16 protein-coding genes and 1 pseudogene are annotated in these 25,398 nt (G+C 67.4%); 11 read left to right on the forward strand and 6 right to left on the reverse strand.

The annotated features are described in order from the left end of the window. Window positions 1-5: 5 nt before the first annotated feature. The 6 genes and pseudogenes from ACNQQL_RS26250 to ACNQQL_RS26275 all read left to right on the forward strand — a co-directional run bounded on the left by ACNQQL_RS26250 (window position 6) and on the right by ACNQQL_RS26275 (window position 10,059). Window positions 6-1,058, forward strand: coding sequence for a microcin C ABC transporter permease YejB (locus tag ACNQQL_RS26250; RefSeq protein ID WP_347066764.1), 1,053 nt, complete (start codon window positions 6-8; stop codon window positions 1,056-1,058). Continuing rightward, entirely contained in the window at window positions 1,012-2,115 is a 1,104-nt protein-coding gene (locus ACNQQL_RS26255) for an ABC transporter permease (protein ID WP_347066766.1), read from the forward strand. The genes ACNQQL_RS26250 and ACNQQL_RS26255 overlap by 47 nt, the downstream gene beginning before the upstream one ends. Beyond that, window positions 2,115-3,748 (forward strand): annotated as a pseudogene (locus ACNQQL_RS26260) (ABC transporter ATP-binding protein). The gene ACNQQL_RS26255 and the pseudogene ACNQQL_RS26260 overlap by 1 nt, the downstream one beginning before the upstream one ends. A gap of 112 nt (window positions 3,749-3,860) precedes the next feature. Then, on the forward strand, window positions 3,861-7,034 hold the full coding sequence (locus ACNQQL_RS26265) for a multidrug efflux RND transporter permease subunit (RefSeq protein WP_347066830.1): 3,174 nt from the start codon (window positions 3,861-3,863) through the stop codon (window positions 7,032-7,034). 515 nt (window positions 7,035-7,549) lie between these two features. After that, window positions 7,550-9,295: an AAA family ATPase gene (locus tag ACNQQL_RS26270; RefSeq protein WP_416392720.1), complete on the forward strand. Its 1,746-nt coding sequence runs from the start codon at window positions 7,550-7,552 to the stop codon at window positions 9,293-9,295. A 389-nt stretch (window positions 9,296-9,684) separates the two neighbouring features. Beyond that, window positions 9,685-10,059: a DUF3564 family protein gene (locus ACNQQL_RS26275; protein ID WP_347066770.1), complete on the forward strand. Its 375-nt coding sequence runs from the start codon at window positions 9,685-9,687 to the stop codon at window positions 10,057-10,059. 140 nt (window positions 10,060-10,199) lie between these two features. Here ACNQQL_RS26275 and ACNQQL_RS26280 read toward each other — a convergent pair whose 3' ends face one another. The 5 genes from ACNQQL_RS26280 to ACNQQL_RS26300 all read right to left on the reverse strand — a co-directional run bounded on the left by ACNQQL_RS26280 (window position 10,200) and on the right by ACNQQL_RS26300 (window position 15,980). Next, window positions 10,200-10,511 (reverse strand): hypothetical protein, encoded by a 312-nt coding sequence (locus ACNQQL_RS26280; RefSeq protein WP_347066832.1) that lies wholly within the window; start codon window positions 10,509-10,511, stop codon window positions 10,200-10,202. A 626-nt stretch (window positions 10,512-11,137) separates the two neighbouring features. Next, a complete protein-coding gene (locus tag ACNQQL_RS26285; RefSeq protein ID WP_347066772.1) occupies window positions 11,138-12,070 on the reverse strand; it encodes a carbamate kinase in 933 nt (310 codons plus the stop codon). A gap of 15 nt (window positions 12,071-12,085) precedes the next feature. Continuing rightward, window positions 12,086-13,087 carry an ornithine carbamoyltransferase gene (locus ACNQQL_RS26290; protein WP_347066774.1) on the reverse strand — a complete coding sequence of 334 codons (1,002 nt, stop codon included), beginning with the start codon at window positions 13,085-13,087 and terminating at the stop codon, window positions 12,086-12,088. Window positions 13,088-13,125: 38 nt separating this feature from the next. Next, window positions 13,126-14,349 (reverse strand): arginine deiminase, encoded by a 1,224-nt coding sequence (locus ACNQQL_RS26295; RefSeq protein ID WP_347066775.1) that lies wholly within the window; start codon window positions 14,347-14,349, stop codon window positions 13,126-13,128. A 137-nt stretch (window positions 14,350-14,486) separates the two neighbouring features. Then, on the reverse strand, window positions 14,487-15,980 hold the full coding sequence (locus ACNQQL_RS26300; protein ID WP_347066777.1) for a basic amino acid/polyamine antiporter: 1,494 nt from the start codon (window positions 15,978-15,980) through the stop codon (window positions 14,487-14,489). A gap of 617 nt (window positions 15,981-16,597) precedes the next feature. Here ACNQQL_RS26300 and ACNQQL_RS26305 point away from each other — a divergent pair. The 4 genes from ACNQQL_RS26305 to ACNQQL_RS26320 are packed head-to-tail and all read left to right on the forward strand — an operon-like array spanning window position 16,598 to window position 23,101. Beyond that, a complete protein-coding gene (locus ACNQQL_RS26305; RefSeq protein WP_347066779.1) occupies window positions 16,598-18,103 on the forward strand; it encodes an efflux transporter outer membrane subunit in 1,506 nt (501 codons plus the stop codon). After that, on the forward strand, window positions 18,100-19,173 hold the full coding sequence (locus tag ACNQQL_RS26310) for an HlyD family secretion protein (RefSeq protein ID WP_072441179.1): 1,074 nt from the start codon (window positions 18,100-18,102) through the stop codon (window positions 19,171-19,173). The genes ACNQQL_RS26305 and ACNQQL_RS26310 overlap by 4 nt, the downstream gene beginning before the upstream one ends. After that, window positions 19,170-21,974, forward strand: a complete 2,805-nt coding sequence (gene rbbA / locus ACNQQL_RS26315; protein ID WP_347066781.1) for a ribosome-associated ATPase/putative transporter RbbA — start codon at window positions 19,170-19,172, stop codon at window positions 21,972-21,974. The genes ACNQQL_RS26310 and rbbA overlap by 4 nt, the downstream gene beginning before the upstream one ends. 2 nt (window positions 21,975-21,976) lie before the next feature. Further along, window positions 21,977-23,101 (forward strand): ABC transporter permease, encoded by a 1,125-nt coding sequence (locus tag ACNQQL_RS26320; RefSeq protein ID WP_347066783.1) that lies wholly within the window; start codon window positions 21,977-21,979, stop codon window positions 23,099-23,101. Between the two features lie 40 nt (window positions 23,102-23,141). Here the strand turns inward: ACNQQL_RS26320 and ACNQQL_RS26325 are convergent, their stop codons facing one another. After that, window positions 23,142-23,663, reverse strand: coding sequence for a hypothetical protein (locus ACNQQL_RS26325; RefSeq protein ID WP_347066785.1), 522 nt, complete (start codon window positions 23,661-23,663; stop codon window positions 23,142-23,144). 287 nt (window positions 23,664-23,950) lie between these two features. Here ACNQQL_RS26325 and ACNQQL_RS26330 point away from each other — a divergent pair, with 287 nt between their 5' ends. Continuing rightward, window positions 23,951-25,354, forward strand: a complete 1,404-nt coding sequence (locus ACNQQL_RS26330; RefSeq protein ID WP_347066787.1) for an MBL fold metallo-hydrolase — start codon at window positions 23,951-23,953, stop codon at window positions 25,352-25,354. Window positions 25,355-25,398: the final 44 nt, after the last annotated feature.

Below are 25,398 nucleotides of genomic sequence, written 5' to 3' on the forward strand. Positions count from 1 at the left end.
CAACGATGCTGGCATACATATTCAGGCGGCTGCTGCTGATGATCCCGACGCTGATCGGGGTGGTGACGATCACGTTCGCGGTCACGCAGTTCGTGCCGGGCGGCCCGGTGGAGCAGGTGCTCGCGCAGCTGCGCCACGGCAGCGCGCACGGGGGCGAGGCGGGCGGAAGCGGGGGCGGCTACCACGGCAGCCAGGGCGTCGACCCGCAGCAGATCGAGCAGATCCGCAAACAGTTCGGCTTCGACAAGCCGCCGCTCGAGCGCTATCTGCTGATGCTGAAAAGCTATGCGACGTTCGACCTCGGCCAGTCGTACTTCGCGCACCGGAGCGTGTGGGCGGTGATCCGGTCGAAGCTGCCGGTCTCGATCACGCTCGGGCTGTGGACGGTGATCCTCACCTATCTCGTGTCGGTACCGCTCGGCATCGCGAAGGCGGTGCGCAACGGCTCGCGGTTCGACACCGTGACGAGCGTGCTGGTGCTGACCGGCTACGCGGTGCCGGGTTTCGTGCTCGGCGTGCTGCTGCTGATGCTGTTCGGCGGCGGCACGTTCTGGCAGGTGTTTCCGATGCGCGGGCTCACGTCGGACAACTTCGACGACCTGACGCTGATCGGCAGGACGCTCGACTATCTGTGGCACATCGCGATGCCGGTGACCGCGGCGGTGATCGGCAATTTCGCGATCGTCGCGATCCTGACGAAGAACACGTTCCTCGAGGAAATCGGCCGGCAGTACGTGCTGACCGCGCGCGCGAAGGGAGCGCCGGAGCGCGACGTGCTGTGGAAGCACGTGCTGCGCAATGCGGCGATCCCGCTGCTCACCGGGCTGCCGGCGGCATTCGTCGGCGCGTTCCTGAACGGCAACCTGCTGATCGAGACGCTGTTCTCGCTCGACGGGATGGGGCAACTGTCGTACGACTCGGTGATCCGCCGCGACTATCCGGTCGTGCTCGGCTCGCTGTTCCTGTTCACCCTGATCGGTCTGCTGACCAAGCTCATCGCGGATATCTGCTATGTCGTCGTCGACCCCCGTATCCAGTTCAGCCGCCTGGACCACTGATCCCGCGTGCGCGCCGTCGCCGTCGCCGTGGCGGCGCACGTGGCAGCGCTTTCGCGCGCAGCCGCTCGGCTATGCAAGCCTCGTGATCTTCGTGGCGCTGTTCGTGCTCAGCCTGTGTGCCGACGGCCTGTCGAACGACCGGCCGCTGCTCGTGCGCTACGACGGGCACTATTACTTTCCGATCGTGAGGGACTATCCGGAGACCGCGTTCGGCGGCGACTTTCCCGCGATGACGAACTATCTCGATCCCTACATGCGCGCGAAGCTCGAGTCGCACGGCAATTTCGCGGTCTATCCGCCGAACCGCTACCGCTACGACACGATCGACTACTTCGCATCGCAGCCGTATCCGGCGCCGCCGTCGGCGAGCAACTGGCTCGGCACCGACCAGTTCGGGCGCGACGTGCTCGCGCGGCTGCTGTACGGGTTCCGGCTGTCGGTGCTGATGGCGTTCGCGCTGACCGTGTCGGGGGTGCTGGTCGGCGTGCTGACGGGCGCGCTGCAGGGCTTCTACGGCGGCCGCACCGACCTGGTCGGGCAGCGCCTGATCGAGATCTGGAGCGCGTTGCCGGACCTGTACCTGCTGATCATCTTCGCGTCGATCTTCACGCCGTCGCTGTGGCTGCTGTTCATCCTGCTGTCGATGTTCGGCTGGCTCGTGCTGTCCGATTACGTGCGCGCGGAGTTCCTGCGCAACCGCGCGCTCGACTACGTGAAGGCCGCGCGCACGATGGGGCTATCGAACTGGCAGATCATGTGGCGGCACGTGCTGCCGAACAGCCTGACGCCGGTGATCACGTTCCTGCCGTTCCGGATGAGCGCGGCGATCCTGTCGCTGACGAGCCTCGACTTCCTCGGCCTCGGCGTGCAGCCGCCGACGCCGAGCCTCGGCGAGCTGCTGCAGGAAGGCAAGAACTACCTCGACGCGTGGTGGATCTCGATCTCCGCGTTCGCGGCGCTGGTCGTCACGCTGCTGCTGCTCACGTTCATGGGCGACGCACTGCGCAACGCGCTCGACACGCGCTCGCGCGGCTCGGCGTTCGGTGGGGGGCGATGATGGCGAACGCGTTGCTGCAGATCGACGGGTTTTCGGCACGCTTCGGCGCGAAGGCGGCCGTGCAGGACCTGAGCCTGTCGATCGGGCGCGGCGAGCGCGTGGCGCTGTCGGCGAATCGGGGTCGGGCAAGAGCGTGACGGCGCTGTCGATACTGCGCCTCGCGCAGCACGCGACACTGTCGGGACGGATGCTGTTCGACGGCGAGGACCTGCTCGCGAAGTCCGAACAGCAGATGCGCGGGATTCGCGGCGCCGACATCGCGATGGTGTTCCAGGAGCCGATGACCGCGCTGAATCCGCTGTATACGATCGGCAAGCAGATCGCCGAGAGCTTGAGGCTGCACGAGGGGCTGCGGCCGGGCGACGCGCGCGAGCGGGGGATCGCGCTGCTGCGGCGCACCGGGATTCCGGAGCCGGAGCGGCGTATCGACAGCTTTCCGCATCAGTTGTCGGGCGGGCAGCGGCAGCGCGCGATGATCGCGATGGCGCTGGCGTGCCGGCCGCGGCTGTTGCTGGCGGACGAGCCGACGACGGCGCTCGACGTGACGGTGCGCCAGCAGATCGTCGATCTGCTGATCGAACTGCAGGAGCAGGAGGCGGCCGCGCGCGGGATGGCCGTGCTGCTGATCACGCACGACCTGAATCTCGTGCGGCGCTTTGCACAGCGCGTGGCCGTGATGGAGCAGGGGGTGCTCGTGGAGACGAACACGACCGACGCGCTGTTCGCCGCGCCGCAGCACGCCTATACGCGCCGGCTGCTCGACAGCGCGCCGCAGCGGGACGTCGAGCCGGTCGCAGCTGGCGCACCGACGATCCTCGACGTGCAGGACCTCGCCGTCGATTACCGCATCGCGGCGAAGGGCTGGCGCGCGGTGCTCGGCAAGACGACGTTCCGGGCCGTGCACGACGTGAAGCTGAACCTGAGGCGCGGCGAAACGGTGGGGATCGTCGGCGAGTCGGGCTCGGGGAAATCGACGCTTGCGGCGACTGTGCTCGGCCTGCAGCGACCGGCGGCCGGCTCGATCGAGATCGACGGCATGCCGCTGGAAGCGCTGCGGACGACGGGTGGCAGGCGCGCGCTGTACGGCAGGATGCAGGTCGTGTTCCAGGACCCGTTCGGCTCGCTGTCGCCGCGGATGACGGTCGAGCAGATCGTCGGCGAGGGGCTCGCCGTGCACCGGCCGCAGGTGGCCGGGGACGCGCGCCGCGCGCGAATCGCCGTGCTGCTTCAGGAGGTCGGCCTGGCGGCCGAGTCGATGCTGCGTTATCCGCACGAATTCTCCGGCGGCCAGCGGCAGCGGATCGCGATCGCACGTGCGCTGGCGGTGGAGCCCGAATTGCTGGTGCTGGACGAACCGACGAGCGCGCTCGACGTGTCGATCCAGAAGCAGGTGCTGAATCTGCTGACGATTCTGCAAAAGAAGTACAAATTGAGCTACCTGTTCATCACGCACGATCTCGCGGTGATGCGTGCGATGGCCCACCGGGTCGTCGTGATGAAGGCGGGGCGCGTGGTCGAGGAGGGCGATACGCTCGACGTGCTGCATGCGCCGTCCCATCCGTATACACGCGCGCTGCTTGCGTCGTCGATGCTGGCTCCGGTGCGCGGCCCGCAAGAGGGAACCGATGATTGACATGAACCGGGCGAAGCGCGCCCAGGCCACCCACGCTCCGTGCGGCGGTGCCGACGGTGATACGGTCCCGCGGTCCCGCGCCGGAACGCCGGCGGTTCGCTGACGCATGCCGATGCCGTCGTTCTTCATCGATCGTCCCGTCTTTGCGTGGATCGTTGCGCTCGCAATCGTCGTCGCGGGCGTGCTCGCGATTCCGCAGCTTCCGATCGCGCAGTATCCGCGCCTTGCGCCGCCGCGGGTCGTGATCACGGCCGCGTATCCGGGCGCGTCGACCGAGACGGTCGACGGCGACGTCGGCAGCATCATCGAGGAAAGCCTCGACGGCGCCGACGGGCTTCTGTACTACGAGACGAGCAGCGACGGTCACGGCAACCTCGAGATCGACGTGACGTTTTCGCCCGGCACCGATCCGGACATCGCGCTCGTCGACGTGAACAACCGGCTGAAGCAGGTCGAGTCACGGTTGCCGCAGCAGGTCGTCCAGCAAGGGATCGGCGTATTCAAGGCGGCGAACACGTTCCTGATGCTCGTCACGCTGACGTCGACCGACGGCACGCGCGATTCCGCGCAACTCGGCGATTATCTGAACCGCTACGTGCTGCGCGAACTGAAGCGTGCGCCGGGCGTCGGCGCGGCCGAACTGTGGGACGCCGACGAGGCGCTGCGCGTCTGGCTCGATCCGCACAAGCTGCGCGAATACGGTGTCGGCGCCGACGGCGTGATCGCGGCGATCGGCACGCAGAATGCGACGGTGACGGCCGGCGCGATCGGCGATGCGCCGTTCCCCGGCGGCCAGCAACTCACCGCGTCGATCGTCGTCAAGGGGCAGCTCGCGTCGCCGGACGAGTTCGGCCGGATCGTGCTGAAGTCGAAGACGGACGGTTCGGCGGTGCGCGTCGCGGATGTCGCGCGTGTCGAACTCGGCCGCGACGACTACTCGTTCTATTCGCGACTGAACGGCCGGCCGGCGGCCACGGTCGGCATCCAGCTCGGCCCGCGCGGCAACGCGCTCGAAACGTCGAACGCGATTCGTGCGCGGCTCGCCGAGTTGTCGAGGGTGTTGCCGCCGGGCGTGGCGATCGAGATTCCGTTCGACGGTGCGCATTTCGTGACGATCGCGATCCGGGAGGTTGTGCTGACGCTCGTCGAGGCGGTCGTGCTGGTGTTCTGCGTGATGTGGCTGTTCCTGCGCGATCTGCGCTACACGCTGGTGCCGACCGTCGTGATTCCCGTCACGCTGATGGGCGCGTTCGTCGCGATGTGGGCGTTCGGACTGTCGATCAACGTGTTCACGATGTTCGGTCTCGTGCTGGCGATCGGCATCCTCGTCGACGACGCGATCGTCGTCGTCGAGAGCGTGCACCGGGTGATGGAGGAGGGCGTGTCGCCGCGCGACGCCACGCGCCGCGCAATGAAGCGGATCGGCGGGGCGATCGTCGGCGTGACCGCGGTGCTGACCGCCGTATTCGTGCCGATGGCGTTTTTCCCGGGCACCGTCGGCGGCATCTACCGGCAGTTCGCGGTGGCGATGATCGCATCGATGCTGGTGTCGTCGTTCATGGCGCTGTCGCTCACGCCCGCGCTGTGCGCGAACCTGCTGAAGCCGGTCGTGCGACACGATGGCGGAACCGGCCGCGCGCGGCGACGCGGTATCGGCGCGCGTCTGGCCGACCGGTTCGGTGCGGCGTTCGCACGCGTCGAAACGGGTTATCGCCGCATCGCCGTGTTCGCCGTGCGCCGCACCGGCATGGTCGTGGCAGTGTACGCGGCGCTCGTGATCGCATGCGGGCTGCTGTACTGGATGATGCCGGGCGGCTTCCTGCCGACCGAGGACCAGGGGCAACTGCAGGTGATGATCCAGTTGCCGGCGGGCGCCACGCAGGCGCGCACGCTTGCGGTCGTCGAGCGTGTCGAGGCGATCCTGCGCGCGGAGCCGGCGATCGCGAACGTGACGAGCGTGATCGGCTGGAGTTTCGCGGGCAGCGGACAGAACGTCGGGATGGCGTTCGTGGAGCTGAAGGACTGGGCGCAGCGCGACGTCGACGCGATCGCGTTGCGCGACCGGCTCAACGGGCGTTTCGGCACGATCCTCGACGGCGACGTCGAGGCGTCGCTGCCGCCGTCGGTGCGCGGCATCGGGCATTCCGACGGATTCACGTTCCGGCTCGAGGATCGGGGCGGCGTCGGGCTCGACGCGTTGAAGGCGGCTCGCGAGCAGCTGTCCGAACGCGCGAAGGTGGATCCGTTGCTGGCCACCGTGCATTTCGAAGACCTGCCGGACGCGCCGCGTGTCGAACTCGATGTCGATCGCGCGAAGGCGTATGCGCTCGGCGTACCGTTCGAGCGGATCGCGGGCCTCCTGGGCGGCACGTTCGGCTCGAACTACGTCAACGATTTTCCGGCGTCGGGGCGGATGCGGCGGGTGATCGTCGAGGCCGAGCCGGTCGCACGCGCGACCGATGCGCAACTGATGGCGCTGACGGTGCCGAACCGCACCGGGGACATGGTTCCACTATCGGCCATCGCCGCGCCGCACTGGACGATCGGGCCGGCGATGCTGAATCGTTACAACGGCTATCCGTCGCTCGACATCAGCGGCCGGGCGGCGACCGGCACGAGTTCGGGCGCGGCGATGGCGGAGATGGAGCGGCTGGCGGGCACGCTGCCGGCCGGGATCGGCTTCGACTGGGTCGATGCGGCGCGCGAGGAGCAGGTTGCCGCGCGGCAAACGCCGTTGCTCGTCGGGCTGTCCGTGCTGGCGGTTTTCATGGCGCTTGCCGCGTTGTACGAGAGCTGGTCGATTCCGCTGTCCGTGCTGACGATCGTGCCGCTCGGCATGATCGGCGCGATCGCGGCGGCGCTCGCGCGCGGGATGCCGAACGACGTGTACTTCAAGGTCGGGATGATCACCGTGGTCGGGCTGGCGGCGAAGAACGCGATCCTGATCGTGCAGTACGCGCGCGATCTCGCCGGGCGCGGTGTGCCGCTGCGGCAAGCGGTGATCGACGCGGCCGCCGCGCGATTCCGGCCGATCGTGATGACGTCGATGGCGTTTTTGCTCGGGGTCGTGCCGCTCGTGCTGGCGACTGGCGCCGGTGCGGAAAGCCGGCGTTCGATCGGCACAGGCGCGTTCGGGGGCGTGCTCGCGGCGACGATGTTCGGGCTCGTGTTCGCGCCGGTGGCGTTTCGCGTGGTGGTGTCCGTCGGCCGGCGTGGACGGCACGCTGCGATGACGAGGCGCGACGCGCGGCGGGCGGAAACGGTTGGGGATCTGGAGGTGGATTGAGGGCCGCGGGCGGGTTGTTGGCGGTGGGATCAGGGGTTTTCGGATGTGAGTATCTAATTTGACATAATCATAATTAGCGAACGGAAAATTGTAGTAGCTTTTTAGAAATGTCGTGTTCTGGCTATTTACAGATGTCGTGTTTCTGACTGCTGGCACGCTGGACGGCTCGTTGAGCAAGCGCGGAGCCGACCATGCAGCCAGCCGGATCGGTTGACGCATCTCAATTGCCGTGTCCGGAACGCGGATATCGTGGTGCGGGCGCTCGCGAATTGCGGCAGCGCGATTCGGCGCGTCCGTGGACGTCGACAGTGGATCCATTCAATCTGAACAGGAGCTTTTCCATGCAACGCCGCGCACGGGATTCGGATCGAGCCGCTCGTCGACGCGCGGCGGGCATCGATCGGGACAATGGTCGGTTCTATCTGATAGGCGGCGGCATCGCATCGGTGGCGCCAGCCGCATCCGGCGGCCGGCCGCCCGCCATGCGCGATTCATTGTCGAATCCCAGGGAAATCATGTCGCTTGCCGTGATCCCCCGGCGTTTAGGCCCGGCGCGAAAGCAGAACCAGTTGCGGGCCGCCCGCCGTCACGCGCGGCGGCTCGACACGGCGCTGCGGCGCGCGTCCTCCTACCCGCACCCTGCCGGCCGGATCGAACGAATCGAGACGCATCTCTCGGTGATCTACCTGGCCGGGCGTTTCGCCTACAAGCGGCTCAAGCCGCTCAACCTGGGCTTTGCCGACTTCAGACCCCTCGCCACCCGGCGGCGCAGCTGCGCCGCCGAGCTGGTCCTGAACCGGCCGCTGGCGCGCGAACTCTATCTGGACGTCATGCCGCTCGAACGCACGCGGCGCGGTTGCCGGCTTGCCGGCTGCGATACGCGTGCGGTGGCGGCCATCGACTATCTGGTGAAGATGCGCCGTTTCGACCAGGCAGCGCTGTTTTCCCGCCTGCTTGCGGCGGGAGCGCTCACGAACGCGGATATCGACCGCGTCGCGGCCCGGCTCGCGCACTTTCATGCGCGCGCCAGCAAGGACGTGCCGTCCACCGCGTTCGGCAGCGCGGCCTTGCTGAACGCGCAACTCGACGCCGTGCTCGCGTCGCTCGCGGTCCGGCCCATGGCCCTGCCGGCCACGCTGCAGGACAGCTACCGACGCAACTGCATGGCACTGTCCCGTCATCTCGACGCGCGCCGGGCGGACGGCTTCGTGCGCGCCTGCCATGGCGACCTGCACCTCGGCAATCTGGTCCGCCGGGGCACCGACGTGTTGATGTTCGACTGCATCGAATTCAGCGACGCACTTCGCTGGATCGACGTCGTCAACGACCTGGCATTCCTGGCGATGGATCTGTGTGCGCACGGCCGCGCCGACCTCGCCTATCGCCTGCTCAATCGCTGGCTGGAGGCGACCGGCGATTTTGCCGGCCTCGCGGCGCTGCCGCTGTACGTCGGCTATCGCGCGCTGGTGCGCGCGCAGGTGGCCGTGCTGCGCGCCGGCTCGGGCGGCCCGCGACTCACATCGGCGCAAAGCGACGACCTGCGCGCGGCCGGACGTTACATTGCGCTCGCCGCGCGCGTCGCAGACAGGCCACCGCCGTATCTGTTGCTATGCCACGGCGCGTCCGGCTCCGGCAAATCCGTCGCAAGCCGCGCGCTCGCCGATCTGATCGGCGCGGTTCGCGTGTCGAGCGACAGCGAGCGCAAACGCACGCATCCGCTCGCCCCCGTCGGGCTCGGCGCATTGTCCGACAGCGCCTATGCGGCGCACGCGATCGATGCCCAATACGATCGGCTGCGCGAGATCGCGGAGACCACGCTGCGGGCCGGCTACCCGACGATTGTCGACGCCACCTTCCTGGCCCATGCCCGCCGTACGCGCTTCGTCGCGCTGGCCGGGGCGCTTGGCGTACCCGTGTTCATCCTCGATTTCCGCGCCGGCCGGACCTGCATGGCCGAACGCGTCAAGCGGCGCTGGCTGGCCGGAAACGACGTGTCCGATGCCGGGCCCGCGGTGCTGGACGCGCAGTGGCGCGACGCCGAGCCGTTGACGCCGGACGAAGCGGCGATCTCGCTTCCCTTCGACACCGAGGTGCCGATCGAACGGTTCCGGTCGGCGGGATACTGGCGGCCGCTGCTGGCCGCGTTGCGCGCGGAACGGGGGCGCGCCGCCGCAGACGCGACGAAGCATCCGCGCGTCGGTTCGTTTCCAGGGACGGCGCCGGCGAGACGATTGCCGAGATCGCTCAGGCCCTATGCGTGAGCACAAAGACCGTTGGCATACCCCTACGGCCGTTCTCCAAACGCCGGCTGACTTTCGATCCCTGCCGATTCCGGTCCGGCCGCGGGCCGGCTCGACAGGAACCGGTCGGCAAGCGCGTTCCGGCGTTTGACCTGCATCAATCGCCGGCTCGGGGCCGCGCATAAACTGAGTCGGACTACTTGCCGGACACCGCGCGACGACTACCGCTCCAATGACCCGCCGAGACCGGGCGGCCGCGCGCACCGGGGCGATACCGCGATGCCGCTGTCCGCCGAGCACGGCGGCCCGCTGTGCTCCGAGCATGCGCTGATTCGCCGGGTCATGAGCCAGTAAAAGCCGCGACCCGCCGGTGACGGCGGCCGCCCTCCTTCGTCGATTCGGAGCCCATCGTGCGAATCACCCTGCATCTCGATACTTTCGCCTGCGACACCCCTTCGGCCTATGCCATTCTCTGGATCGACACGGCCATGCGTCGCTGGTCGCGCGAAGGTCATGCAGGGATGGACCTGCCCGTGTGGGGGATGCTCGTCCGCGAAGACGGCGCCACCGTGATGACGGGCCCCGACAACGCGGGCGCCCTGTGCTGGCTCGACGATTTCGATCTCGACGCACCGTCCGGGCCGTTCGAAGGCCAGGCCGGCATCGCGCGCTGGTTGCGCGATGCCCGGCAGGCGCCAGTGCCTGGCGCATGGCGGGTGCAGTGTGTCGACGATACGGCGGAGATGCCGGAACACGAGGTCTTCACGGGCGACGAAGAAAGCTAGCTGGACCAGGACTGCCGACCGCACCGTCTCCCTTGCTGCGGCGGACCGGTACACGCGTCGCGAACCGCCGGGAACTGCTGTGAACCGCGGCGGGCCGGCGCAGCGGGCCATGGCGAATCCCGCTCGATGGGCAGGACGTGTCAGCGCGGGTTCTCATGGGTTCCAGTGGCCGCGGTCGTGGCGAGTTGCCGCTCGGCAAGGTCGAATGCCCGCTCCAGCGCGTCCATGGGGTCCACGCCCGTCATATGCGGAACCGGACGGAATTCCCCGTTGCGCGTGATCAGATCGAGTCGCACGTCATACTTCGGCTGGCGAGTCGACGCACCCATGGCCTCGATCGCGAGATGGCAGCCGGCCAGTTGCGTACCGAACGGCTCGAGACGCATCAGTTGGATGCTCGCTTCCGCCTCCAGCTGAGTCGACCCGGCGAAGCCGAAGTAGGCGATTTGCATCCAGATTCCCATGTTCCGCTCCTGTTGATTGCGCCGATTGATGGCCAGAGCCGGTTCATCAGTGTGGTGCGCTCGCAATACTTGATTTCGTACTCGTACATCCATCTTCCGTGCCGACAGCCCTGCGTCGTTGATGTGCGTCAACCGACGGACATCGCCGACGCCGCCCGACAACCGGCGCCGGTCGCGTGACGAACCGGCGGTTCGCGTCGACCGTGGTCAAGCAGCGGATCGCACGCTTTCACCGTGAAACCGGACAGGCCGGAGTGCCGCGGGAGCCGCGACGAAGCAACCCTCACCGACCGCTGCGTCGCAACCGCCCCGCTCCGGCGGCATCAGGCGGGCCGGGGCGCTCAAGCGCACGCCGGCCCGCTCGGTGCGCGTGAGACGGGCAACTGAATCTTCGGCGACACGCAGGAATGGATCCGCACGAGCGTCAGGGCGTCACGATGAAGCACGAACGAACTTCACCTGATGCAGGCATTTGTCCGTGCGATCGAATGAACGCGCGTACCGGTGTTCGGATGCTTCACGATACGCGCCCGACGGAATCGGCGAGCCGGTTCTTCACTCCGTCGTCAGCAATGCTCGGAGCCGCACCTTGGCAACCAGCGTCGCGCGAGGCCTCATCGCTCCACGAACATGCTTGCCTGACTGACCAGAACCGATGTGCCCGCCGTATCGTCGACGAGCCGCGCGATATCCGGGAGCGCGCCGATTGCCGCGCGTCGCCCGGTTGTCCGCGCAAAGTCGCAGGCTGCCTCGACCTTCGGCCCCATGGATCCGGCCGCGAACTGCAGCGCCGCGAGCGCTTCCGGCGACGTGCGCCGGACCAGGCGTGCGTCGGGCGTGCCCCAGTCGAGGTAGACGCCAGCCACGTCGGTTGCGATCACGAACAGGTCCGCGTCGAGTTCGCGAGCGAGGAGCGCCGCACTGCGGTCCTTGTCGATCACCGCCTCGATTCCCCGGTGCCGACCGTCGTCCGCTTTCACGACGGGAATGCCGCCTCCACCCGCGCAGATCACGATAGCCTGGGTCGCGAGCAGCGCGCGCACCGGTTCGATCTCCAGAAAGCGCAGCGGTCGAGGGCTCGGCACGGCACGACGATAACCGCTGCCGTCGGCGACGATCGTCCATCCATTCGAACGCGCCGCTTCGGTCGCAGCCGTCTGCGTCAGCACCGGGCCGACCGGCTTGTCGGGTCGGTCGAACGCGGCATCGGCCGCACTGACCTCGACCATCGTCAGCAGCGTCGCGCATGGGCGCGATGCAGACAGCCGGTTGCGCAACTCCAGTTCGATCAGGTAACCGATCATGCCTTCGGTCTCGGCGTCGAGCACGTCGAGCGGGAAACGTTCGGCAGCCGGCACCTGCCCGGACAATGCCGCGAGCATGCCGACCTGCGGGCCGTTGCCGTGCACGATCACGAGTTCGTTGCCGTGCGCGATGCCCGCGAGCTGGGCGGCGGCCAGTCTCACGTTTTCCTGCTGTGCGGCGGCGGTCATCGCCTCGCCGCGTCGCAGCAGCGCGTTGCCACCCAGAGCGACCACGATACGCATCGGTTCATTCCTCCCCTAGTTCGCCAGCGTCGCGACCAGCACGGCCTTGATCGTATGCAGCCGGTTCTCGGCCTGCTCGAAGACGATGGACGCGTCCGACTCGAATACCTCGTCGGTGACCTCCACGCCGTCGGTCAATCCGAAGCGATCCGCGAGCTGCTTGCCCACTACCGTATGAGCGTCATGAAACGCCGGCAGGCAATGCATGAACTTCACGCGCGGGTTGCCGGTTGCCGCCAGGAGCGCGGCGTTCACCTGGTAGGGCAGCAGCGTGCGGATGCGTTCGACCCAGGCCTCCTCGGGCTCGCCCATCGACACCCACACGTCCGTATAAATGAAGTCCGCGCCCTTCACGGCCTCCGCGGGCTGCTCGGTCAGCGTGAGCCGGGCGCCGGTTTTCGCGGCGATCTCGCGGCATTGCGCGATCAGCTCGTCGTGCGGCCACAGATGCCGCGGCGCGCACAGACGCACGTCCATGCCGAGCTTCGCGCCGACGATCATCAGCGAATTGCCGGTATTGTTGTGCGCGTCGCCGATGTAGCAATACGCGATCTCGTGCAGCGGCTTGTCGCTGTGCTCGTGCATGGTCAGCACGTCGGCCAGCATCTGGGTCGGATGGAATTCGTCGGTCAGCCCGTTGTAGACCGGCACGCCCGCATACTGCGCGAGTTCCTCGACGATGGCCTGGCCGAAGCCCCGATACTCGATCGCATCGTACATGCGGCCCAGCACGCGCGCCGTGTCCTTCATCGATTCCTTGTGGCCGATCTGCGAGCCGGTCGGGTCGATATAGGTGACGTGCGCGCCCTGGTCGTGCGCGGCGACCTCGAACGCGCAGCGCGTGCGCGTGGAGGTCTTCTCGAAGATCAGCGCGATGTTCTTGCCCGTCAGGCGCGGCTGCTCGGTGCCCGCATATTTCGCCCGCTTCAGGTCGCGGGACAGGTCGAGGAGATAGCGGATCTGGCGCGGCGTGTAGTCGATCAGCGTCAGGTAGCTGCGGTTGTGTACGTTGAACATGGTGAGATTCCGTCTGTCGATATCGGTCGAATGCGCGGTCAGAGCGCGATCGGATCGCGCGCCACCGGGCAGCTGAGGCAATGGCTGCCGCCGCGCCCGCGGCCGAGTTCGCCGCCCGGCAGCTCGATGACTTCGACGCCGGCCTGGCGCATCTTGCGATTCGTGTAGGTATTGCGGTCGTAGGCGAGCACGACGCGGCGATCCAGCGCGAGCACGTTATTGCCGTCGTCCCATTGCTCGCGTTCGCTCTCATAGCGGTCTCCCCCCGTCGTCAGCACGCGTAGCGAGCCGACGCCGAGCGCATTGGCCACGACTTCCAGGAACCGGCCGTCGTGGCGCTCGTAGCGCACCTGCCCGAGCGCGTCGCCGGGGTACAGGCTCGTGCAGCGGATCTCGTCGGCCACGTCCGGATAAATGCTGACGAAGTCCGCGTCGAGGAACGAGAACACCGTGTCCAGATGCATCGACGCGCGCGACTTCGGCAACTGGCAGGCGATCACGCGCTTCGCGCCATGGCCGGCAAACAGTGCGCGCGCCACCTGCGTCACGGCTTGCGGGCTCGAACGCTCGCCCATGCCGATCAGCACCACGCCGTTACCGATCGCCATCACGTCGCCGCCTTCGAGCGTCTGTGCGCCGTGGTCGACGTCGGGATTGCCCCACCAGGTGCGAACCTGGCCTGCAAAACGCGGATGGAATGCATAGACCGCCGCGAGCAGCAGCGTTTCCTTGCGTCGCGCCGGCCAGAACATCGGATGCAACGTCACGCCGCCGTAGATCCAGGCGCTCGGATCGCGCTGAAAGATCAGGTTCACGAGCGGCGGAATCACGAAGTCGGACCGCTCCAGATAGCCGCCGAACAGGCCGTGCGCGTCGAACGGCAGCTCCGATTTCGCGACGCCGCCGATCAGTAACTCGGCAAGCCGCTGCGCCGGCATCGATTCGAGCCATAACCTCAGCTCCCGCAACATGCCGGTGCCGACCTCCTCCTCGGTGATGCGGCGATCGAGGATCCAGTCTCGCGCGTTGGTATCGAGGCAGACTTCGGCCAGCAGGTGCTGGAATTCCAGCACTTCCACGTCCCGTTCGCGCAGCACGCGCACGAAGGTCTGGTGATCCTCGATCGCCTTGTCGACCCACAGCACGTCGTCGAACAGCAAGGCGCCGCAGTTGGCCGGCGTGAGCCGCCGATGAGCAAGGCCCGGCGCGCACACCATCACGGTGCGCAGCTTGCCGGCTTCGGAGTGAACGCCCAATGTCATGGTTTGATTGTCCTTGATCCTGAAGTAGTGGTTCGATCGCGACGGCGGTCGGGAATCGCCTGCGGCCGTCGCGTCCATGCCTGCCGTCGCGATTCCGGGTCACGCTGTCGAAACCCGGAAGCCGGCGGGCGCGCGCATCAGCCGACCGACACGATGCCCTTCGCGAACAGCACGACCGCGCTCGCCGCGACCGCAAGCAGCACGACGGCCGCGACGCGTTCGCGAGCGGTAAAGACGTTCGACTGCGGGTCCTTCTCGCGCTGCGCATACCAGAACACCGGGATGCCGACGACGAAGAAAATGGTGGACATCAGCAGATAGGTCGGGCCGGCCGCATAAAGCAGCCAGGCCGCATAGACGGTTCCCAGCACGCCGGTCCAGATCGATGCGCGCTTGCCCTCGCCCGCCCGCTCGTGAAAGCTCTTTTGCGTGGCGCACTTCCACAGAAAGCCGGTGCTCGCGAGATACGGCGGCAGGATCATGACCCCGGCCACGCTGATGAGCCATATCCACGCGTCATGCGCGAACAGCACGACGAACATCATGACCTGCATCACCGCGCTCGACAGCCATAACGACGGCGCGGCAGCGTGATGCCGGTTCTCGCGGGACAGAAAGCGCGGGAAAATGTTGTCCTTGGCAGCCGCATAAGGCAGTTCGGCGACGAGCACCGTCCAGGCGAGCCAGCAGCTCAGCACCGAAAACAGCAACGCGACGACGATGAAGATCGCGCCCCAGTGCCCGACGAGCTGCTCCAGCACATACGCGGAGGACGGATTCTGCAGGCCGGCCAACTGGTGCTGGGACATGACGCCGAACGGCAGCGCCGAAAGCAGGAAGTAGAGCGTCGTGCAGACCGCGAGCCCGATGAACGTCGCGGTACCCACTTCGTGCTGGTTGCGCGCGCGATCGGACACGACCACGGCGCCCTCGATGCCGATGAACACCCACAGCGTGACCAGCATCGTGCTCTTGATCTGCGCGAGCGTGCCGCCCAGGTGTTGCTGCTGCCCCCAGACGTCGAACGTGAAGTGCCCTTTCTGGAAGAACAGCGCGATCACGACGATCGCGATCGACAGCGTGACGATGTTGACGACGCTCGCCATCGTGTTGAGGATCGCCACCCGCTTCACGCCGGAGAGCACCATGAAGTGCAATACCCAGATCAACAGCGAACCGCCCACGATCGACTGCCAGTTCTTGCCGTCGAGCACCGGAAAGAAATACCCCAGCGTCTGCATGATCAGCACCGCGAACGCGACGTTGCCGAATGCGGAACTGAGCCAATACCCCCACGCCATCTCGAAGCCGGCGAACTTGCCGAAACCTTCCCGTGCATAGGAATAGATACCGGCGGTCAGGTCGGGACGCTGGTCCGCCAGCGTGCGGAACGCGTTGGCCATGAAGAACATGCCGACGAGCGTGATGGCCCATGCGATCGCAATGGCGCCCAGGCCGGCGCCCGCGGCCATGTTCTGTGGCAGGTTGAAAGCACCGCCGCCGATCATCGAACCGACGACGATGCCGCTCAGCAGCAGCAGGCCGAGCTTGCGCGTTTCCGGGCCGCCTGCCGCCGGCTTCGACGGCTGCTTGCCGTCGACCGGCGGTTTTTCGACTACAGGTTGGCTCATACCAGTTCTCCGAATGCGTTGACTTGGCCTGGCCACGGCATGCGACTGGATCGCTGCAACGTCGCACCGTGACGGGCACTCTTCCCGGCTGCCGGCAGCGCAACCGGCCGATGCGTTTTTCGTCAATGCGAACGGGAAACGCGTCGGTAACAAACCGTGGTCCAATCGGGAAAAATTGGAGTCCTGCTTATATCGATCGATGTGGTTCGGATCGAAGAAAACCGGATATCGCGCGATCGGATCGCGGCGCCCGTCGATTCCAATGACGATAGTAGGTACCGAATCGCCGGTATCGGTTGACTCATGTCAAGCGGAAACCAGGGGGCTGCAACAGAGAAGAGCGGGGAGCCTGCAAGCGGTCGGCGGTGGATTGGCGCAGGCGTCGACGCTTTGCACTTCTCCCCCCCGGCGGTTTGCTCAAGCCCGGCGTACGACGCAACCCGTGGGTTTGATACATGCCCGGCGCAGATGTCAAGCGAAGCACCGCTCGAAACGCATCTCCGTCGAAGTGACACAGATCAAGGGGGGGAACCGCACTCGTCGGATATAAGTGAACCCGAAGCGGCGACGCCATGAGGCGGCGCCATCCCGTGTTTCCGTATTTACCGAGGCATTCCATGCGCGCCATCGCGCTTCCCGCTGACTTCCACATTGCCGTTGCGCGGTGCGTGCGTTTCGTTGCGATGACAACGGGCGCGGGACTGCTTTCGGGATGCCTGTCGCTGGCACCGCCCGACGAGCGTCCCGCCGCGCCGATCCCTGCCGCATTTCCGGATCCATCCGTCAACGCCAACGCCAACGCCCTGGCCGCGGCTCAGGTGCCGGCGTGGCAGCAGTACTTCGTCGATGCGCGGCTTCGCGCGTTGATCGCGCGGGCGCTCACCGACAATCGCGATCTGCGCGCGGCCGTCGCGCGCGTCGAGCAGGCACGCGCCGTTTATGGCATCCGCCGCTCGGACCAGTGGCCGTCGATCGATGCGGGCGCGGCCTACGCACGGTTTCGTACCCCGGGCGGCTTCCTGTCCCCGACGCCCATGATCGGCCAGGTCTACGAGGTTCGGCTGGCCGAGACGCAATGGGAAATCGATTTCTGGGGCCGTGTGCGCAACCTGAAAGACGCGGCGCTCCAGCGTTACCTGGCGAGCGATGCGGCCCGGCGAGCCGCGACGCTGAGCGTGATCACCGCGGTCGCGGACGCGTACCTGACCCTGTGCGAGCTCGACGAACGCATCGCGCTGACCCGCGCGACGATCGACACGCGGCGCGAATCGCTGCGGATTTTCCGGCTTCGTCATGCGGCCGGCGCGATCTCGCGACTGGACCTGACGCAATCGGAGATCCTGCTGCAACAGGCGGAATCCCTTGGGGTTCAGTTGCAGCAGGCACGCGCGTCGGCTGCCGATGCGCTGGCGTTGCTCGTCGGCGGGCCGCCGGATCTGCCCGACGCGCCGCTCGCGCTCGACGACGGCGCCGTGACGCCGTCGCTCGCCCCCGGCCTGCCCTCCTCGCTGCTCGCCAACCGTCCGGACGTGATTGCAGCCGAGCGCGAATTGCAGGCGACGCGCGCGAACATCGGCGCGGCGCGCGCCGCATTCTTTCCCCGCATCGCATTGACGAGCTCGATCGGCTCGGGCAGCAGCGCGCTGCATGATCTGCTGTCGTCCGGCGCCGGCGTATGGTCGATCGTTCCCACCGTGACGCTGCCGCTTTTCGACGGCGGCCGAAATCGCTCGAATCTCGACCTTGCGCATGCGCAGCGCGACGAGGCGCTCGCGAAGTACGAAAAGACGCTGCAAGGCGCCTTCCGCGACGTGTCCGACGCGCTCGCGTCCCGCTACTGGCTGGCCGACCAGGTACGCATCGAGCGCGCCACGCTGGCCTCCCAAACCGAACGGGCACGCCTCGCGAAGCTGCGCTACGACAGCGGTGCCACACGGTTTCTCGAAGTGCTCGACGCGCAACGGGACCTGATGAACGCCGAGCAGCAATGGGTAATGGCGCGCCGTGCGCTGCTGTCGAGCCGCGTCGCGCTGTACGGCGCGCTCGGCGGCGCAACGCACGAGGACGACGAGGCCGCCGCGTCGCCGATCAACACTTCGACCGATCCGGATTCCAGACGATGAAAACCATCAAGCGCCCTCTTCTGATCGGTGCAGGCGCCGCCGTGCTCGCGATCGGCCTGATCTACTACGGGTGGACACGCTGGCGTGACGGACACGCGGATGCCGGCCTGGTGAGCGGCAACGGCCGGATCGAGGCGACCGAGATCGACGTCGCGACCAAGCTGCCGGGGCGCGTCGCCGCGATGCTCGTCGACGAAGGCGACTTCGTGAAGGCCGGGCAGCCGCTCGCGCACATGGACGTCGTCGTCCTGCAGGCGCAGCTCGACGAAGCGCGCGCCAGGGAGCAGCAGGCGGTGAACACCGCGGCGAGCATCGACGCGCAGGTCGCGCAGCGGCGCAGCGACAAGGCAGCGGCGACGGCTGTCGTCGTGCAGCGGGAAAGCGAACTCGATGCGGCGACGCGGCGGCTCGCGCGTTCCGAGACGCTGTCGCGCGACGGGGCGTCGTCGCTGCAGGAACTCGACGACGATCGCGCGCGCGCGGGCAGCCTGCGGGCAACCGTGAGCGCCGCGCGCGCGCAGGCGGAAGCCGCCCAGGCCGCGATCGACGCCACGAAGGCCCAGCTGGTTGCGGCGCGCTCCGCCGTGACGGCCGCGCAGGCGACCGTCGCGCGAGTGCAGGCCGACATCTCGGACAGCGATCTGACGTCGCCGCGCGACGGGCGCGTCCAGTATCGCGTGGCCGAATCGGGCGAGGTGCTGCCGGCAGGCGGCAAGGTGCTCAATGTCGTCGACCTGTCGGACGTCTACATGACGTTTTTCCTGCCCGAAACGGTCGTCGGTCGAGTGCCGCTCGGCGCCGACGTGCGGATCGTGCTCGACGCGGCGCCGGAATACGTGATTCCGGCACGCGTGTCGTACGTGTCGAGCACCGCGCAGTTCACGCCGAAGACGGTCGAGACGGCCACCGAGCGGCAGAAGCTGATGTTTCGCGTCAAGGCGCGCATCGACCGCGATCTGCTGCAGCGCCATCTGAAGCTCGTCAAGACCGGGCTGCCGGGTGTCGCGTGGCTGAAGGTCGATCCGAGCATGGCGTGGCCCGAGCGCCTCGCGATCAGGGTGCCGCAATGAAATCGATGTCGCCGGCCGGCGCCGACGCCGGATCGACCGAAGGCCCGCCTGTTGCGGGTGCACCCGGCACGGTCGTCCGGCTGTCGGGCGTCTCGTTGCGATATGGCGGCAAGTACGCGCTCGACGACGTGACGCTCGAGATTCCGGCCGGCCGCATGGTCGGGCTGATCGGGCCGGACGGGGTCGGCAAGTCGAGCCTGCTCGCGCTCGCGTCCGGCGCGCGCGAGGTCCAGCAGGGTCAGGTCTGGACCCTCTACGGGGATCTGTCGTCACGGCGCCACCGCGAACGCGTCTGCCGGCGGATCGCATACATGCCGCAAGGCCTGGGCCGGAACCTGTATGCGACGCTGTCGGTCGAGGAAAACCTGCAGTTCTTCGCGAGACTGTTCGGCCACGATGCGGCGGAGCGCCGCCGCCGGATCGACGCGCTTACGCGCAGCACCGGCCTCCACCCGTTCCTCGACCGTCCCGCCGGCAAACTGTCCGGCGGCATGAAGCAGAAGCTCGGCCTGTGCTGCGCATTGATCCACGATCCCGACCTGCTGATCCTCGACGAGCCGACGACCGGCGTGGATCCGCTCTCGCGCGCGCAGTTCTGGGATCTGATCGGACGCATTCGCGCCGCTCGCCCGGCGATGAGCGTACTGGTCGCCACCGCGTACATGGACGAGGCGCGGCGTTTCGACTGGCTGATCGCGATGGACGCCGGCCGCGTGCTGGCGACGGGCAGCCCCGGCGAACTGCTCGCCCATACCGGTTGCGACACGCTGGAAGCCGCGTTCGTCGCGTTGCTCCCGGACGCGCGCCGGCGCGGGCACCAGCCGATCCGGATCGAGCCTTTTCAGCCCGATGCTTCCGCCGGTTATGCGATCGAGGCCGATGCGCTGACGATGCGGTTCGGCGATTTCGTCGCGGTCGATCACGTGAGCCTGCAGATCCGCCGGGGCGAAATCTTCGGTTTTCTCGGCTCCAACGGCTGCGGCAAATCGACGACCATGAAGATGCTCACGGGGCTGCTCCCCGCATCCGAAGGCACCGCGACGCTATTCGGTCGACCGGTCGCCGCGGACGACATCGACACCCGCCGGAGAGTCGGCTACATGTCGCAAGGTTTTTCGCTGTACGGCGAACTGACCGTCCGGCAGAACCTCGTGCTGCATGCGCGCCTGTTCGGCGTACCGGAGCCGGAGGTATCCGGACGGGTTGCCGAAATGGTCGAGCGCTTCGGGCTCGCCGACGCGCTCGACGCGCTGCCCGAGCGGCTGCCGCTCGGCATGCGGCAGCGGCTGTCCCTCGCGGTGGCGATGGTGCACAAGCCCGAACTGCTGATCCTCGACGAGCCGACGTCGGGCGTGGATCCCGTCGCGCGGGACGATTTCTGGCGACTGATGATCGAGCTCGCGCGGCACGATCGCGTGACGATCTTCATTTCGACGCACTTCATGAACGAGGCCGAGCGCTGCGATCGCATCTCGCTGATGCACGCGGGCCGCGTGCTTGCGAGCGCCGCGCCCGCGGAACTGGTTCGCATGCGCGGCGCCGGCACGCTCGAGGAGGCGTTCATCGGATACCTGACCGATGCGCAGCAAGCGGACGGCGCGTTGACGGAGGCACCGTCCGACGCCGGCTGGCTTGCCGCGCCGCCTGAGGCGGCCGGCACGAGCCACGGGGCCGCGTGGTTCAGCCCGGCGCGCGCCGGCAGTTATCTGTGGCGCGAGGTGCTTGAACTGCGACGCGACCCGCTGCGCGCGACGCTGGCGCTGTTCGGTTCGCTCGTGTTGATGTGCGTGATCAGTATCGGCATCAGTCTCGACGTCGACAACCTGACGTTCGCGGTGCTCGACCGCGACCAGTCGATCCTGAGCCAGGACTATGCGCAGAACCTCGCCGGCTCGCGCTACTTCGTGCCGCGCGCGCCGCTCGTGGACGATCGCGACATCGATCGCCGCATGCGCGGCGGCCACCTGTCGCTCGCGATCGAGATCCCGCCCGGATTCGCACGCGATGTCGCGCGCGGCCGGCGCGTCGAGATCGGCGCATGGGTCGACGGTGCGATGCCGATGCGCGCGGAGACGATCCGCGGCTATGTCGCCGGCATGCACGAGAACTGGCTGCGCGATCAGGCGAAGCGCCGGCTCGGCGCGTCGCTCACCCCCGCGGTCGACGTCGCCGTCCGCTATCGCTACAACCCGGACGTCAAGAGCCTGCCGGCGATGATTCCGGCGATCATGCCGATGCTGCTGCTGATGCTGCCCGCGATGCTCACGGCGCTCGCCGTCGTGCGGGAACGGGAGCTCGGGTCGATCGTCAACCTGTACGTGACGCCGGTCACGCGGGCCGAATTCCTGCTCGGCAAGCAGGCGCCCTACGTGATGCTGGCGATGCTGAATTTCCTGCTGATGGTCGTGCTGGCCGACGTCGTGTTCGGCGTGCGGATCAAGGGAAGTTTCGCGACGCTGGCGGCCGCGGTGCTGATATTCAACGTCGTGGCCACGGGCATCGGGCTGTTCGCGTCGACGTTCACCCGCAGCCAGATCGCCGCGATCTTCATGACGATCATCGGCACCCTGATCCCCGTCGTGCAGTTCTCGGGCCTGCTCACGCCGCTGTCGTCGCTCGAAGGCAGCGGCAAGTGGGTCGGGACGGTCTACCCGGCCACCTACATGCTCGCGATCAGCCGCGGCGTATACAACAAGGCGCTCGGGCTGGCCGACCTGTCGTCCCAGTTCTGGCCGCTGCTCGCGGCGGCACCGGTCATCCTGATCATGACCGGTCTCCTGCTGCGCAAACAGGAGCGCTGACCATGTCGCGCCTGCTCGCCATTTACCGGCTCGGCATCAAGGAACTCTGGAGCCTCGCCCGCGACCCGATCCTGCTCGCGCTCATCGTCTACACGTTCAGCGCGTCGATCTACGTCGCCGCCACCGCTCGCCCGGAAACGCTGCACAAAGTGCCGATCGCGATCGTCGACGAGGACGCGTCGCCGCTGTCGGCGCGCATCGCCGCGGCGTTCTTCCCGCCGCAGTTCGCGGCGCCGCCGATAATCGACGCCGTCGCGGCCGATCGCGGTCTCGACAACGGCGACTACACGTTCTCGCTCGACATTCCGCCGGACTTCCAGCGCGACGTGCTGGCCGGCCGCCATGCGACGATTCAGCTCAACGTCGATGCGACGCGCATGACCCAGGCATTCACCGGCAGCGGTTACGTCCAGCAGATCGTGTCCGGCGAGATCGACGCGTTCGTGCGGCGCTATCGCGGCACGCCGCGGCCGCCCGTCGATCTCGCGATGCGGATGCGCTTCAACCCGAATCTCGACGAGGTATGGTTCGGCGCGCTGATGGAGCTGATCAACAACGTGACGATGCTGTCGATGATCCTGACCGGGGCGGCACTGATCCGCGAGCGCGAGCACGGCACGATCGAGCATCTGCTGGTCATGCCGGTGACCGCGGCGGAAATCATGCTCGCGAAGGTCTGGTCGATGGGGCTCGTCGTCACGGTTGCGGCCGTCGCATCGCTGACGTTCGTGGTGGGCGGCGCATTGCACGTGCCGATTCCGGGCTCCGCGCCGCTGTTCGTCGCCGGGATGGCGTTGCACCTGTTCGCGACGACGTCGATGGGGATCTTTCTCGCGACGCTCGTGCGCAGCATGCCGCAGTTCGGGATGCTGCTCGTGCTCGTGTTGCTGCCGCTGCAGTTGCTCTCAGGCGGGCTGACGCCGCGAGAAAGCATGCCGCTGGCCGTGCAGGACATCATGCTGGCCGCGCCGACCACCCATTTCGTCGAGCTGGCGCAGCGCATCCTGTATCGCGGCGCCGGCTTCGATGCGGTTTGGGTACAGTTCGCGGTGCTGTTCGCGATCGGATGCGCGCTGTTCCTGCTGTCGCTGATGCGGTTCCGCAAGACGATCGGCCAGATGACGTGACCGACCCGGCGAGCGGCACTGCGCCGCGCGCGCTGTCGCACTATCTTGGAGGCGTTCCCTGTGCAGACGACGGATCCTGGAGCGAGCGGAAGCCTTCCTGTATCTCGAGGATCTGCGTCGCGCAACCGTCGTATTGCCAGCCCGGGCCGCCATTGCTGTCGTACATGCCTTTGCACATCGCCTTGAGCCGGATCGTCGCGCTCCCGTCTGCCGACGCTGCGCGGGACGCCCACAGATAGACGTTTCCGGCCAGATGCGACTGCGCGGTTTCGATCAGGTCCGGGCCGAATCGCGTGATCCGGGTCGACGAATGTCTTTCGATGAAGTCCCGAGTGCGATTCCACGCACGATCGCATTCGGATTGCGTCGCACACCGCAGCAATGCCGTCTGGCGTGTCTCGAGCAGTTGCGTTTCCTTCTTCCTGAACGCGGCGACATGCTCCTCTGCCGCGCAAGCGCTCAACGCGAGCAGCACGCTAATCGCCAACCATCGTCGTTTCATCGCCAACGCCTCGCACCGCCGTGAGTTCCATACGCAAACGCGCGGCATCGGCTGGATCATCCGGCCTCCGAACGTCCCGCGCTGGTCGGCTCCGCGCACCACGTGCGCAAGCCTTGGTGTCGACTGTATGTGGGTGCCGACGGGCGCGGTTGACGCACATCAAGCCCGCGAAACGGAGCGCCCCGCATGCCGGACGGCCGCTCGCCGCCATTCTCCTGTCGAATCGCCGCTGTCGCGCGCCTTCCCTCGCACGCGGACACGGCAATCCCTGACTTCCGTCAAAGCGATTGCGCGCACACGCGATGTAATCGGAACACCGAACTCCTCAACTCCCGGCGGGGCAAGCCATGAAACTGACTTTTCTCGGTGCGACCGAAACCGTGACCGGATCGAAGTATCTGGTCGAGCATCGCGACCGGCGCGTCCTGGTCGACTGCGGCCTGTTCCAGGGCACGAAGAACCTGCGGCTGCGCAACTGGAACCCGCTGCCGATCGCGCCCGACACCCTGGATGCGGTGGTCCTCACGCATGCGCATCTCGACCACACCGGCTACCTGCCGGTGCTCGCGCGCGACGGTTTTCGCGGCCCGGTGTACTGCACGCAGGCCACTGCCGAACTCTGCGACATCATGCTGCGCGACAGCGCGCGGCTGCAGGAGGAAGAAGCCGATTTCGCGAACCGGCACGGTTATTCGAAGCACCACCCGGCCCAGCCGCTCTACACGACCGACGATGCGCAACGCGCGCTGCATCTGATGAAACCCGCCGCATTCGACGAATGCGTCGCACTGGGCGGCAGCCTGTCGTTCCGGCTGCTGCCCGCCGGTCACATCCTCGGCGCGGCCAGCGTCGTCATGCACTGGGATCACAAGGTACTGGCGTTCTCCGGCGATCTCGGCCGCTATCACGACCCGATCATGCAGCCGCCGACGCCGCCGGCGCATGCGGATTACCTGGTCGTCGAATCGACGTACGGCGACCGGCTGCATCCGGCATCGGACCCCGAGACCGAGCTGGCGGCACTGTTCGAAAACACCTTCTCGCGCGGCGGCGTGGTCGTGATCCCCTGCTTCACCGTCGGCCGCGCGCAGGAGATCCTGCACTACATCGCGCGCCTGAAAGCGGCCGGCCGCATGGCGCGCGTGCCGGTGTTTCTCGACAGCCCGATGGCGACGGACGTGACGGAGATCTATCGCCACCACGTCCTCGAGCACCGGCTGACCTTGTCGGAAGCGAACGCGCTCGGCCACGCGGCGACGATGATCCGCACGGTCGACCAGTCGAAGGCGATCGCCGACCACCAGGGGCCGATGGTCATCATTGCGGGAAGCGGCATGGCGACGGGCGGGCGCGTGCTGCATCACCTGACCCGCTATGCGCCCGATCCGCGCAACACGATCGCGCTGGTGGGTTACCAGGCCGCGGGCACGCGCGGCGCGGCGCTGGCGGCTCATGAGCCGACGCTGAAGATTCATGGGGAATACGTGCGCGTGCGTGCGCGGGTCGAGTCGATCGCGTCGCTGTCCGCGCATGCCGACTACGAGGAAATCCTGCGGTGGCTCGGCACGATGCAGCGCGCGCCGTTCCGGACCTTCGTCACGCACGGCGAGCCGGCGGCGGCCGATGCGCTGCGGCGGCGCATCGCCGAGACCCTGCACTGGCCGTGCGAGGTGCCGACCTACGGGCAGACCGTCGATCTCGACGAAGCCGAGCGCGACGACACGCGCGAATCGGCGGCGCCGTCATCCTGACGACGTGCGGCACACGAATGCCGCACGTGTCCCGTCATCCTGCG

The sequence above is a fragment of the Burkholderia sp. LFS061 genome (assembly GCF_047978125.1).
Taxonomy (GTDB): domain Bacteria; phylum Pseudomonadota; class Gammaproteobacteria; order Burkholderiales; family Burkholderiaceae; genus Burkholderia; species Burkholderia pyrrocinia_C.